The following is a 13,757-nucleotide window of genomic DNA, read 5'->3' as shown; positions in this document are numbered from 1 at the left end:
CATTGATAGTCCACCGCCACGACCTGCCCGTACGTCGAAAGGCACCGCCCAGACGACTACAGCCCCATCGCGGAACGCTCATGGCCAAGGGCCGTCAAGCGATCACGCCGCTGCGTAACTCGCCCGGAACAGATCCTGGGCACGCTCGATGTCCTTCGGCGTGCGGAGCTGCACCTCCAGATCGCCCGTCCCGTGGTGGCCGAGCCCGGTCACGTCCCGGGTGAAGCCGGGAACGAGGTCGACATCCTTCGGGGCGACCTTCAGGTAGACGAGGAGCTTGCTCCGCTGCGGCGGACAGACGCAGGCGAAGTTCCGCAACCGCTGATATGCCCGGTACTGCTTGCGCTGAACTCGGTTCACACCGTCCCCGAGCCCAAGCAACGCCTCGTCGACCGCGTTCGCCAGCTCGACCAGCTCAGTGCTCTGAACACCGGCTGCCGCCCGAGCGACCGCCTGCCGACGCGCCCGCCGCGCTACCGGTGTCGCCCCGCTGACGGACGCCACGGTCTCCAGTCCGAACAGGTCGCTGCCGAAGAGCCGGTAGCGGACCAGGTCGATGCTGCGCCGGTGCTCGCGTACGGCGTGTACGTCGTAGCGCGTGAAGTCGCCCGCGATACAGATCAGGCGCGGTCCGCTCCACAGCACCTGGGCCGCGGCCGTCGCCCCGAGCCGGTCGCGGACCAGGTGCTCGAACTCCGCCCGGTGGTCCATCAGCCACGAGAGGTAAAACAAGCCCTGGTTGATGACGCCGGCGTCGACGCCCCGCTTGTACTCGACGATGACCGGCGACCCGTTCTCATCGATTCCGAGCGAATCGATCCGCCCCGCGTGGACCGGCCCGGTGCCGTACTCGCTCGCCAGGAAACGCACGCCCAGCAGCGCCTCCATGTGCCCTTCGACAAGGCACTGGACATCCGCCTCGACTTCAGCAAGATGCGGCGCGACCTCAGTCACGCCGCTATTCATCGTGTGGAACAGCTTCAGGCCCGACACCTTCCCCTCCTCGGTTCGAAAGGCACCAACGCCGAGCCGGGTCAGGGTATTTCCGCGAGGGGCGTCGAGTGTGTGAGGCAGCGAGCCTACGTCCTCGCGGACGTTGGCCGTCCTCAGCCTCCCCTTGTTGGCCTGCTCCCGGCATTCGAGCTCCGTCAGGGCGGTGTGTTCTGCGTCGCGCTTCGTCGTGATGAACTCGCGCAGCGCCTGTAGTTGTCGAAGCCAAAATCGCCGAGCAACTTCTTCACAGAGGCTCGTCCGCTCTGTGTCTTCTCATGGGCCGTCAGCCGCGACAAATCCTCTTGCGTGACCATACCGCCAGCCGTGCAACCGTCGTCTTCGGGCTTGCTGGTGTCGCCCTCGGGAGAAACTGAGGATCGGCCAGATCGGCCGCCCGTCACGACAGCGCCTGACCGGTTCGAGCGGGTTGGGGAGCGAGGGGCACGTCATGCGTGGACTATCCACAGGTCTCCAGCGCCCCGCGCCTCCGATCAGTGGCGCGAGCGCGGGCTTCTGTCCAGTTCAGACCTGGGGTACCACGCCGAGGCCAGATCACTGTCAGCGCCATCCCGTATCCTGACGGTCGTCGATCGAAGGGGGACCAGTGTCAACTGTCCGCTCTAGCCGCCGCATTGAGAGGGCAGGCGTCAATGCTCTTCGCGCACTCCTTGAAGAAAACGATCACATCGTTCAGGAGATTGACGGAGGTAACGATCACGGCGAGGACATGATCGTGAATTTCACGCGCGGCGGGAAGCGCACAGGCTGCTGGATCGCCATCCAAGTAAAGAGCGGCAAGACATACAAACGCAAAAATGGGTACGCGATTCCCATCGAAGACCACTTCGACGATTGGCGCCAGAGTCGAATCCCAATCATCGGAGTCGTCTATGACATGAAGAAAAGGGAGCTCTTCTGGGTAAACCTGACAGAAAAACTTAAGACTGACGATCAACACCCCGGCTGGGTACAAATATCGAATACGTCACGACTTTCGGAAGAGACAGTTCTTCAGTTCTACACGGATATCGCATTCTACGTCGGGGACACCAGGATGCAGATTCGCGCGGCGACTCAAGAAGATGCGCTAACCGAAGCCGTCCGCGCCAGGCAGGGGCTGGACCCTCTGACAGCACCCAACCCCTTATTCGAAGGATTGGCCGACTTCGCACTACGTCACGAAGAGCGGCTTGAGATCATCGCGAAAGACCTGCGACGCTCTCTCCCACTGGTGGCCTTGGTCACGATTATGACGTGGGAGTGGCCTCGCCAAATACACTTCGCCGAGGGATCTGCGGCTCTAAGTCCGACCCTATGGGTACTCAACCTCTACATCTTTATGTTCTTTATGGCACTGACTATATATTTTGAATTCCGAGCCGGGCGATTCCCCAAAGAAACCTGGAGATGGCTTTCGCTCATCGCGAGCAACTTCCTTTGGATTCCATTCATAGATCCCGATGGAGACCGCGGCTGGTGGGGAACTTCCTGGATCACAGCCGGGATCATCACACCTTTCATCGGAATGATATTGATGTTTGCCGGTTTCGTTCGTTTCGCTCTCGACCGAAAGAAAAACCGACACGCTCAAGACGCTCGATAAGCCGCCAAGTCCCCTCGTTTTTCTTCCACATCCGACGATGGGGACACAAAGCTAAGCTTGTTGTTTAACCAGTTCGCCGGGGTTTGGTGCCGACCTTGTGGTGGGCCGGTCGCTGGCATGTCTCGCTGCCGGTGAGGACTCGTCCCACCTCGTGCCGGGGCGCGGGTCGCCGGTTCTTCGAGCCCGGCAGGCGTCCGGGGCCGGTTGTGATGGGTTTCCGTGCACCGGTCGTCGTGCGGAGGTTCCTGAACCGCGGCAGACGCGGGCCGGGGTTGAGTTTGTGCGGCGGCGTCGGCTTCTCCCACGGTCGGCGGAGGTCGGTGGAGAGTGGTCGGGCGAGGCGGAGCTGGGTGTGGGCGGCGATGATCAACCAGGTCCAGCGGTCGGCGGCGGCCGATAGTCTGCTTGAGCATGCGGAAGGTGTGCTCGATTTCGAACCTTCGCAGGAACGCCTGCCGGCAGCGGTCGACCTCGGCCGGGGTGGCGCCGGTCCGTGACCACCACAGCCAGACCGGCTTGTTCACCGCGCCGGACGGCAGGTACTCGACGGAGCAAGGTCGATGACAGTGCCCTCGATGATGGGCAGCGGGCCGTCGTGGTCGAGCCAGGAGCCCGCTGGGCAACCTGGGACGCAGCCGGTTCCACGCCTGTGCCGTGGCTTTGCCGTAGGGGCGGGTGCCGTTGACCGTGACGGCCTGCTCCTCGCCCCCCGGTTGAAGGGTCGCCGAAAACGAACTCCCCGCCGTGCTTGGGTGGCCGTCCGCCCTTCGGGTTGGCCAGGAGCAACTCTTCCCGCGAGGGCGCCGCGCGGCGCAACACCCGGCCCGACAGAGTCCGGCCCAGAATCTCGACCGGCCGGCCGGACAGCAGATGGGCGATGCGCGGGGCGTCGTATCCGGCGTCCAGCACGATCAGGATCTCCGGGTCGCCTTCGGTCCACTGACCTGCGGTGACGAGCCTATCGCCTACCTCGCGGACCTGGCGGGCAGTGACAGCGGCCAGGTAGGCGCCGGGGGCTTAGTTCTTCGTTAAAGCAGCCTGCGCGGTGACCGTGCGTGAACTGTAGCTCCATCGGCTCAATGTTCCACCGGTCTCCTTGAGCAGGGGATCATCCCTTTGGGCGGATGCGATACCCGGGCGGGCTCGTTCGCGCACTTTGCTAAAGTGGTCTCCCACCAACGGTCCGGACAGCCTGCCGTATGCCCAGGTCGACAGCTTGCTCGTCGGCTAGTTCCGCGAAGTGACGTGCTGAGTCCGGATGGTCTCGCAACGCGGATGCCACGATGCTGGCGGCGTCTCCGTCCAGCCAGCGCAACCAGGGGCGGATCGTGTACTGCGGGTCCCACTGGTTCCAGGACCCATCCCACTTGCACATGGTACGAACGGCCTCGTCTAGCAGGTCCCATTCACTCCGTTCAGCCGCGTAGGCGGATACAGCGTGGAGCCAGGAGATGGCACGCCCTGCCTCACCGAACTGCACTCGCCTCGTGCCGACCCCACCTACATGTGCCGAGAATGCGCGCATGAGTGCATTGGCCTGTTGGGGGTTGCGGGAGAGGGGCGGTGCTGCCAGATCGGGAGGGAGCTGAGTCAGAACGTCCAGATGCAGGTCATAGTCATCTGGATAGTCCGAGATGAGTACGAGCAGTGCGTCGATGGAGGCGGAGTCACCTGCGCAGGCGGCGGCGAGTAGTGGTGCAGCCTGCTCAGCAGGTGGGCCTTGGGGCACACTGAATTCCCGTGCGATCAGAGTGAGCAGTTCTTCGACACTCTGGGGCCTCAGTGTGGGGTCCGGCTGCGTAGCGGCCCTAACAATGCTGCGCCATGGGCCGGCGGGTGGGAGCAAGACCACGTTCGCCTGGGGCGCCTTGCCGGTGAGCGCCCAAGCGATTACTCGTCCAAGGCTGTAGATGTCGCTGGCGTGAGTGGTGGCCTCATGAGGGTCCACGGACAGTTCGGGGGCGGAGAACCCTTCGGTACCGATGTAGTGACCTGTCCGACCGGGCATAGTTGTTTGCCCCCGAGGGCGACGCCCGATTCCCCAGTCAGCGAGGACCCAACGCCCTTGTAGACGGAGGATATTAGAGGGCTTGATATCGCGGTGCACCCAATCCCGCTTGTGTGCTTCTCCCAACACGGATGCCATCGCATAAACCAGGTCGCGCAGCCGCTCAGGGTCTCGGAGTTGTTCGTGATAATCTTCTGCGGTCGCATCAGCCAAAGGCATTACGAACCAAGCACCATCTGGCTCGGCATCAAGCACAGGCATGGCGTGTGGATGGGTGCTCAGTAGGCGGGATATCTCGATCTCGCGCCGCATTCGAGCGGCAGCGAGATTTCGCATGGAGCGGCGGCGCTTGAAGGCTACCTCCGTCTGTGAAGACTTGTGAACGGCGCGAAATACTTGCGCCTGGGCGCCCTCTCCTATCGGCAGTCTGTCGAGCGCATAAGCGCCACGATCTCCGTGCGCATTACGGATTACCTCCTTATAGCGGTAGAGGTCTTTCGAGGTGACTTCAGATAGGGCATATGGTGCGTGTATTGATGTCGCGGTCGAAGTTTTCGCAGACAGTGCCGCGACATACGAGAGTACTCGCGTGACGAGGGCGTCGATGAACCCGTTGACTGGCATGTCTGGACGGGGTTCTTCAAGCGATGGGTTTTCGTCTGTACTTGCAGATACGTAGGCGATCCCATCGTAGAGTCCGTCGCTGCGGAACTGGGCAAATGTTTCGCCCAGTTGCTCCTTATAGGAGGGACCCCAGACGGTTTCCGTGGTGGAACCCCGGGATCTCCGGGTGGGCCTATTCGCTCCTTCACCCTCCTGGATTATGAAGAATAGGCCAAGGTAGGGGCGGAATTTCTCGATGCTCTGACCGTCATGCTGCCTGACAGCAAAGGCATTTCCTGTGAGCTCCTGGATCCGGTTATTGAAATTATTTCCGTAGCCTGGTCCGCTGAGGGATCTAAAGGTGACGGCGGCAAGTGGGATGTCGTCCCTGAATATAGATATGTCCCATGCGGAACGGCCGAGACCATAGGAACCCGGCAATTCTGCAGCCCGGCCGATCCGGATCCACGCTGAGTCAATGCCGCGCGTGGTAAGAGAGTCGACTACGGCTGCCACCAGCGCGCCGTACGGGTTACTCACTCTTACTTGTTGGGTGTCGCGTCTCTCACGCATCACCCAGATAGTTCGGGCTGCTTCCTTAACCAGCTCGGTCATCGCTCCCCGCTCAGCATTGATCGTCACTACTGCCAAGGAGGCTACAGATCAGGTCCGACACGGAGCTGAGCAGTCCGCGTTCGCTGGGTATGGTGACCACGGCAAGCGCACGAGACACGCGTGGCAGAGTCGGGCGAATCGTCTGCACGAGGCCGCTCAACACGGAAGGCGCGGAGGCCCGAACCCGATGGCCCGGGCCTCTCGATTCTCCGCCAGCGCTGACCAGCGTGGCCGCCCGAAACCCTCGGCTCCGGCCCTCAGAACTCCGGCCGGCGCCCCGCTCTTCCGGCCCGTCGCTAGGGTCTGTGAGTAGATCTTGTTCGGTGATGATCACCTGTTGTGGGACGTGGGGATCTGACGAACGGCCAGTGGGCCCGGCTTGAGCCGTTGCTGCCTTCAGGCATCAAGCCGGGCCGCCCGCCGGTGTGGACGCGGCGGCAGTTGATAGACGGCATACGGTGGCGGACGCGTACTGGTGCCCCGTGGCGGGACGTACCGGAACGCTACGGGCCGTGGGACCGGACCTATGACCTGTTCCGGCGCTGACAACGGGACGGCACCTGGGCCCCCGGATCGGGGGCCCAACTCCAGGCCGAGGCGGACGCGGAGGGCCTGATCACCTGGGACATCAACGTCGACTCAGTGGTTTGCCGGGCCCACCAACACGCCGCCGGGGCGGCGAAAAGGGGGATCTCCAGAAGGAGCCGCCCGGCGGAGTCTTCGACGAGCCGGCCGACCACGGACTCGGACGGTCCCGCGGCGGACTGATCAGCAAGTTCCACCTGGCGGTCGAGCAGGGGCAGAAGCCGCTGTCGGTGGTGATCACGGCCGTTCAGCGAGGTGATTCCCCGCAGTTCGAGCCGGTCTTGGAAGCGATCAGGGTGCCGCGGCTGGGCCTCGGGCGGCCGCGTAAGCGACCGGACCGAGTACGGACCGACAGGGCCTACGACTCCCGCAAGAACCGCACCAACCTGCGAAAAAGCGGCATCAAAGCGACGATCCCGGTTCCTGCGGACCGAGTCCGCAACTGGCAGAAACTCGGCTCCCGAGGCGGCCGATCGCCGAAGTTCGACAAGGCCGACTACAAACAGCGGCACGCGGTCGAGTGCGGCATCAATCGGCTCAAGCGCCATCGCTCGGTCGCCACGACATACGACAAACTCGCCGTCCGCTACGAGGCGACTGTGCTGGACGCAGTCCTCAACGAATGGCTGTGACCAGCACTTTCACAACACGCCCTAACGAGCTCGTGCACGGTTAGCGGTGAGACGTCGGTCTCGGATCGTCGATCATGGTTGTGTGGTGGGGAACGTGACGCGCACAGCGATCATCAGCGACCAAAAGATCACGTGCCTGTCGGCAGCTGTGATCGCTGAACTCGTGGCCGAGGTGGGACCGTTGTGGCATGAGCGGCACCAGGCCAGGCTTGCGTCCCGGCCGCGGAAGCGTGCCGTGGGCGCCGGCGCGAAGCACCGCATGGTCTTCATCGACCGGCTCCTGGCCACGCTAGTGCACCTTCGCCACGGGGTCACTCATGACGTGCTGGCATGCTGGTTCGGCGTGGACCGCTCGACTGTCACCCGGGCCATCGGCGAGGTGCGGCCCCTGCTCGCGGAGCGAGGATGCACCATCAGCCCCGGCGTGCGGCTGCGAACCCTGGCCGAGGTTGTTGACCATCTGGGCCAGGCCGGGAAGACCGGCATCATCGACGGCACCGAGATCCGTGTCCGCCGCCCGGCTGTCGGCCGCAAGGACCGGGAAAAGTTCATCTCCGGCAAGAACAAGCAGAACGCCGTGAAGGCCATGGTGTTCACCGACGGGGACGGGCGACTGCTGTTCTGCAGCCCGACCAGACCCGGAAGCTGCGCGGACATCACCCACGCCCGCGAGTTAGGGCTGGTCAAACTCCTGGCCGACGGTCCAGCAGTCGAGATCCTTGCCGATGCCGGCTACCAAGGACTCGGAGCACAGACCGGCGGACGCGTCGTGACACCGCCGCACCGCAAGTTCAAGAAGAATGCCCCGGACTGGTACGAGGAAATGCACGAGCGCCAGCGCAAGGCCCACTCCTCACGCCGCATCCGGGTCGAGCACGGCATCGCCCACCTGAAGAACTGGCGGGCGCTGGCCCGTCACCTCGGCCGTCGCGAGCACATGGACGACACCGTCCAAGCCATCGCCGGCCTGCTGTCCCAGCAGCAAACCGCAGACCGGATCCACGCTTGGCAGACGTGAGCGCCGATGCTCAACCGACGCCTTCGACGTCTCACCGCTAACCGTGCACGAGCTCGTTAGGCGGACCGCGTCCAGAACGCGGACCAGGAGGTGTGCCCCCTCTCCAAGGCGACAACGACCGAGTAGGGCCAGCCCGGCATCATCTGGTGTTTGGCGTTGCCACGACCGTAGGTGTGTCAGAACGAGCGGTCCGGCACGATTCCGGCGTCCGGTCGCAGCCACGGCGAGACGTCCGCCGCCAACCCCAGCCGATCGTCCGCGGCACGGGGCAGCGGGCACCCCGGCTACGGCTCACCGGAGCCGGGCGCGGCCGCGGTTGAGACCGGCGTACAGGGAACCGTGGCCCGGTTAGTTCTTGGGTGCCAGCGCGAGATCCACGAGCAACCGCACCGGCCCGTCGGTGCACAGCACCGCGTCCGTCAGCTCGAACAGGGCGCCCGCGCGGGCGGGGAGGCACCGTAGAAGTCGGTCCGGAACCGCGACAACACAGTCAGGGACTCGACGCGGACAGCGTCATGCAGCGGACTCCCCCTCACGGCCTTAGCGTGATCAAAGCGTCTCGACGACGCACGTGATCGCACTAAGGCCGCACCGGCGTCGCATCACCCGTCAGCGGCCAACGGGCCGCCAACTAGCACTTTAGGGAAGGATGTTAGGCATCAGGCTTACTTCCAGGTGCGTCCGGCGGGGGTCTGACGGGCGACGTATTCACGGGTGAGGGCGTCGCTGGACATGCGGACGAGAGCGATGCGGTAGAGGGCTGAGTTCGCTCCGCGGTCGCCGCCCCGGAAGAGGCGGTGGCGGTTGGTCCTGCCGCTGGAGGCGGGGACGGGTGCGACGCCGCGAAGGATACCTCCGTGCGCAGGCGATCACCGTCCCGTGGGCGTTCAGGGACGCGATCGCCGCAGCGTATCCGGCGGCCGTCGTGGAGAACTCGGCGTCGGCGACATGGTCGCCTCGTTCGGTGATGACACCGACGTAGATCGTGTCCGCGTGGGATTCCACTCCGCCGAACACGCGTCCAGTTTGGTGGCGGGCGTGATCGTCACTGTCATCATGTCAGCTGCTTTCCCGGGTCTGCGGCGACGCCGGCCGGGTGGGTCAGACAGGACATTGGGGGCCTCTGGCCAAGCTCCTATCAGTTCATGTTCCACCTGGCCGGGGCCATGGAGAACGGGTCTCGGCAACCGGACACAACGGTCGCAGGACAGCCCAGCAGGACGTCGGTCAGACCCTGAGTCACGACCACCGGAATCCGCTATGAGTACCAATGTCAGACCCTACCCGTAGCGTTGCGACTCCTACTCGTGGCGGCTGCCGGGAGCACCGATGGACGACGACCTTCAGATTGACATCGACGAAGACCTCTTCCGCAACCCCGTCTATTACGAACGGGCTGGCCGCAACCTCGACCTGGACCGCCCCGACCTTGGCGTCCCGCAAGGCCAAGACCTCCTGAACGTACTCCTGCGCATGAGAAGACGTGTCCCCGTCGAAAAGCGCGGGCTCATCTGCCCCGACTGCCGGGACCTCCGCGGCCGACGCGTCCCCATGTACCTCGTCCAGCGTGACGGCGTATGGCTTGCCTCCCACTACCGGAAACCCGGGGAGAAGCCCATCAGCCACGAGTCCGACGAGCACCTCGCCCGCAAGGAACGCGTCGCGAAGGACTCCGAAGATCACGGCTTTCGGGCCGACATCGAGTCGCAGACCGCCGACGGGCACGCGCGCCTCGATGTACGCATCAGCGGCGCCAATGGCATCGTCCTGGGCTACGAGCCTCAGATGAGCACCCAGACGGCCCGCGGAATGCGTGCACGGGAGGGCTTCCGGCACCGTGGTGGTATTCGGTCGGTCTGGGACTTCGCCGACCCCGATCACGCAGGCATCGGAACCGTCCCTTACGTCCGCACGCCCAACCTGCCGGCCTCCGTCATCCGCGTACAGAAGAACCCCATCGCGGTCCAGGACGGCAACTTCGTCCTGGAGGAGGGCCAGTGCAGCCAAAGCGGCGCGCTCACCCGGTGTCCGGATAAGCTCTACGACCCGGAGAACCCCACCGACGCCGGATACTGCGGGGGCTGGCACCGCGTCCTCATGCCCGCCCATCAGTCGAGCACCTTCACAGGAGAAGGCGGCCTGACCCTCACCCGGTTCATCGTGGAAGCTGCTGCCGGTGAGCGGATCCCGTTCCAGCGGGGCGGCCACCACGGTTGGCTACCCGCACAGCAGTGGCAGCAGTACCTCGAGGCGAACGGGCCTACCCTGCACGACAAGGAGCGCCAGCCATCCGTACGACAGGGGGACCGGCGCGACAGGTGCACCGAGGATCGTCCGGCCTCGGAGGTGCGGGCTGAACCGAAGCAGAGACGTGGCAGCCGCGCGATCGTCCTTGAGTCCCGCCCCCGGGAAACCGAGGCCGCCAGGGTTCCGGTCGACGCGTCGGGTCAAGCGATCCCGCTCTGCCGCTTCGGTTGCGGCCAGCCCGCAAGCCTTCCAGGACCCGAAGGGTTGCCCGAGCACTTCTCGTGCCGCAGGAAGCATGAGGCGTGATCTATCGGCCACCGCTGACCGCCCCTCGCTGCGCCACCTGGCGCCAGAGCCCCCTGCCCGGTTTCGGTGGGGGCGTCGGGTTTTCGCACAGACCATCCGAGCAGGTCAGCGATCAAGTGTCCCTCGTCGTGGCAGTCACCGAGCTCGCTGGTCTCCCTCGTCGATCATCAGGAGCCCACGATCCGCATAGCAGCGGCCAAGTGCCAGTGACTCGACATCCGCGTTCCAACGGCATCGTCGACAACGAGGCATTCGCGGAACCCGCGCTAACGCTCGTCAGGGCGAACCATCGATGTACAGGATCCAGGCCACAACACGCTGCCTCAACCCTCGCTGAAGCCGAAAGGGCGTCCGCCAGCGGTGGGAGCCCTCTGGGACTTTCCTGGGACTTCCGGCCCCATCAGCCTGCACGAGCGTGAAATAGCCGAAAGGACATTCGCACAGGTCAACGACCATCGGCCGCCCATCGTGCCAGGTCACCGCGCTCGATGGTCTCTTCCGCGACATCTGACCGGCGGGGTGTGTGCCCCTTGAGCCTTAGGGGCACAACACCGCAGCATCCCATCTGACCTGCGAATACTTACCTTCCCTTCACTGATCACTGTTGCTTTTCAGTACCTTGTGCAACGCACGTGCAAGATGATCTTGAATGCCTGGCTAGTGTCTCGTTAGTGCTGGCATGGAGTTTTCCGTGGAACAGGCTGCCGAGTTGCGGGAGTTGGTGAGCAGTCGGGATGTGCATGTGGATGTGGCCACGCGGGCCCGGATCGTGCTGTGGTCGGGCGAGGGGCGGCGACGCAAAGAGGGGCGCGGGTGATTGCTCTGACGCGTACGGCGCCGCTGGCCCGCACCGGGCAAGCCGCACCGCAGCGGCACGTTCAAGATTTTCAAGGACCCCGCGTTCGCGGAGAAGGTCGCCGACGTGATCGGCCTCTACCTCGCCCCGCCCGGTGGCGCGGTTGTGCTCTCGATCGACGAGAAGACGTAGATCCAGGCGCTGGACCGAACCCAGCCGGTACTGCCAGTCACCTTCGCGGCCACCGGGAAGCGCACCCACGACTACGTGCGGCACGGCACCACGAACCTGTTCGCCGCACTCAACGTCGGCACCGGCGAAGTGATAGGCGAGTGCAAGCCGAGCCGGAACGGAAAGGGCTTCCTGGCCTTTCCGAAGCAGGCGGTGAAGCCGCATGCAGGGAAGGAGATCCACGTCGTTCTGGACAACCTCTCCACCCACACCACGCCGGAAGTGAAGGCATGGCTGGCCAAGAACTCCCACGTCCACTTTCACTTCACCCCCGTCGGGTCTTCCTGGATCAATCAGATCGAGACCTGGTTCGGAATCCTGACCCGGCAGTCGATGCGCCGAGGCACCTTCGCCAGCGTCAACGTCCTGATCACGCAGATCCGCAACTACATCGACTCCTGGAACTCCGAAGCCAGGCCATTCACTTGGACCGCAACCGCCGACGAGATCCTGACGAAGGTCCACCTCGTCCAGACCAACATCAAGAAGCTCGTCGCAAACAACTCAAAGTGGTGCAAACGGGATCACGAGACACTAGTTCTGTCAGACGCGTACCGCCTTCACTGGGATGCCGAGCAGCGCCTGGCCTTCAACGGCCGCAGCGGCCTCACCGAGCCCCATAGCGACACCCTCACCGCGGCGGGACCTGCGCGAGCGGACGGCGTTCGCCGACCTGCTTCGTAAGTACGTTGGCTGACCCCCGTCGGCCAACTCGTCGGTCCTTGACGTCTGCGCACGTCAAGGGAGAGAAACCCGCCCCGTTCCCGTGACCGCAGGGATAGGGTGACCTTCGGTGATGCTGCAACACGGTGACGCGGTCGCGAGAGGGTGATTCAGAGAACATGGCAGAGGTGCCCACGCAGATCGGCCGCTACGTGGTCGAGCGCGAGCTGGGCTCGGGGGGCATGGGAGAGGTCTACCTGGCCTATTCCCCCGGCGGGGACCCGGTCGCGGTGAAGGTGATTCGACGGGATCGCCTCGACCAGGCCACGCGCGCCCGATTCGAGAAGGAAGCGCTCATCGCGCGCACGGTCGTGGGTACGAACCGAGTGGCACGCTTCCTCGATGCCGATCCGTACGCCGAGCAGCCCTGGATGGCCGTCGAGTACGTCCCAGGACATACGGTTCACGAGCAAGTACAGGGCCGGGGCACGCTCCCTACCCCGCTCGTCGCCAGTCTCGGAGCATTGCTGGCCGAAGGGCTCGAAGCAGTTCATAAGGTGCGCCTGCTCCACCGCGACCTCAAACCGCAGAACGTCATGCTCAGCGAGTACGGTCCGATATTGATCGATTTCGGCCTCGGGGCCTTCGTTGACGCCGACAAGGACAACCTGACGCAGGCCGGGATGATCATTGGCACCATTCGGTGCATACCTCCCGAGCAAGCGCTCGCCCGCACCAAGCCGAAAGAACCTGCCGATGTGTACGGACTCGGCACAGTGCTGCTCTATGCGGCGACCGGTCATTACCCTTACGAGGGCGCGGACTGGCTCGGAATCGCCGCCCAGGTGGCGGACGAGGACCAGTCCCCAAATCTGGCCGGGCTGCCTGATGCCCTCCTCCCGCTGATCACAGCGATGCTGGCGTACGCGCCGGACGACCGTCCCGTGCTGGCCGAGGTGACCCGGCAGTGCGTGGCCCTCGTTGAGGGTGCGGGGCTCTCGGCGGCACAAGCCCGCCATGCACTGGTAAGTGCGACGACCTCCGCCGAGGACAGTGCCCGCGCGACGCGGGACAACGGCCCCTCCTCCTCGGTATGGGAACGCATCGAACAGTTCACGGCCCCGCTCGGCGATACCGGCACTGCGGACGAGGATGACCAGGACAGCCCGCTCGACCGTCCTCTCCCGGTCTCAGAAGGTGCCGGCGCTGAGGCGCCCCCCGATCTCACGCAAGACATCGTGCGGGAAGCCGAGAAAACTCCCGATCCGGAGCCGCCGACCCAGAAGCCGAGGCGAGGTCGGAAGCCGGCCTCCCTGACGGTTTCCGAGGACCTGCGGAAGCGGTACGCGATGCAGTCCGCGCTGTAGGTCGGCTACCAGGCGCATCGTCCGCCGGCGGCAGTGTCAGTGCGCTGCGGTAGAACGGCGGCAGACGATCGAGTCGCCGTACCTCACCTC

At 64.5% G+C, this 13,757-nt stretch carries 8 protein-coding genes and 3 pseudogenes; 6 read left to right on the top strand and 5 right to left on the bottom strand.

Annotated elements, in window-relative coordinates; genetic code table 11:
* Positions 1-102: 102 nt before the first annotated feature.
* Complete coding sequence (locus ACIP6N_RS00925) at positions 103-993, bottom strand: DUF5655 domain-containing protein (RefSeq protein ID WP_401811783.1); 891 nt, start codon at positions 991-993, stop codon at positions 103-105.
* 604 nt (positions 994-1,597) lie between these two features.
* Between ACIP6N_RS00925 and ACIP6N_RS00920 the strand changes: the two genes are divergently transcribed.
* Positions 1,598-2,596 (top strand): DUF4365 domain-containing protein, encoded by a 999-nt coding sequence (locus ACIP6N_RS00920; protein ID WP_401811782.1) that lies wholly within the window; start codon positions 1,598-1,600, stop codon positions 2,594-2,596.
* 64 nt (positions 2,597-2,660) lie between these two features.
* On the opposite strand, the pseudogene ACIP6N_RS00915 reads toward ACIP6N_RS00920, so the two are convergent.
* A pseudogene (locus ACIP6N_RS00915) lies at positions 2,661-3,610 on the bottom strand (transposase); the annotation flags it as partial.
* 145 nt (positions 3,611-3,755) lie between these two features.
* Positions 3,756-5,849, bottom strand: a complete 2,094-nt coding sequence (locus ACIP6N_RS00910; RefSeq protein WP_401811780.1) for a PaeR7I family type II restriction endonuclease — start codon at positions 5,847-5,849, stop codon at positions 3,756-3,758.
* Positions 5,850-6,161: 312 nt separating this feature from the next.
* Here ACIP6N_RS00910 and ACIP6N_RS00905 point away from each other — a divergent pair.
* Positions 6,162-7,039 (top strand): annotated as a pseudogene (locus ACIP6N_RS00905) (IS5 family transposase).
* 94 nt (positions 7,040-7,133) lie between these two features.
* The gene (locus ACIP6N_RS00900; protein WP_401811778.1) at positions 7,134-8,057 is read left to right on the top strand and encodes a transposase family protein; all 924 of its coding nucleotides are present in this window, start codon (positions 7,134-7,136) and stop codon (positions 8,055-8,057) included.
* 54 nt (positions 8,058-8,111) lie between these two features.
* Here ACIP6N_RS00900 and ACIP6N_RS00895 read toward each other — a convergent pair.
* Positions 8,112-8,578 (bottom strand): annotated as a pseudogene (locus ACIP6N_RS00895) (transposase); the annotation flags it as partial.
* Positions 8,579-8,722: 144 nt separating this feature from the next.
* Positions 8,723-8,908, bottom strand: coding sequence for a transposase (locus ACIP6N_RS00890; RefSeq protein ID WP_401812590.1), 186 nt, complete (start codon positions 8,906-8,908; stop codon positions 8,723-8,725).
* 478 nt (positions 8,909-9,386) lie between these two features.
* On the opposite strand from ACIP6N_RS00890, the gene ACIP6N_RS00885 reads away from it, so the two are divergent.
* The 3 genes from ACIP6N_RS00885 to ACIP6N_RS00875 all read left to right on the top strand — a co-directional run bounded on the left by ACIP6N_RS00885 (position 9,387) and on the right by ACIP6N_RS00875 (position 13,667).
* Positions 9,387-10,610 (top strand): hypothetical protein, encoded by a 1,224-nt coding sequence (locus tag ACIP6N_RS00885; protein WP_401811777.1) that lies wholly within the window; start codon positions 9,387-9,389, stop codon positions 10,608-10,610.
* Between the two features lie 988 nt (positions 10,611-11,598).
* A complete protein-coding gene (locus ACIP6N_RS00880; protein WP_401812589.1) occupies positions 11,599-12,321 on the top strand; it encodes an IS630 family transposase in 723 nt (240 codons plus the stop codon).
* A gap of 158 nt (positions 12,322-12,479) precedes the next feature.
* Positions 12,480-13,667, top strand: coding sequence for a serine/threonine-protein kinase (locus ACIP6N_RS00875; protein ID WP_401811776.1), 1,188 nt, complete (start codon positions 12,480-12,482; stop codon positions 13,665-13,667).
* Positions 13,668-13,757 lie beyond the last annotated feature (90 nt).

Origin of the sequence: Streptomyces sp. NPDC088725, assembly GCF_044751305.1 — a bacterium.
GTDB lineage: Bacteria > Actinomycetota > Actinomycetes > Streptomycetales > Streptomycetaceae > Streptomyces.
This window is presented reverse-complemented; position numbering and strand designations above follow the sequence as displayed.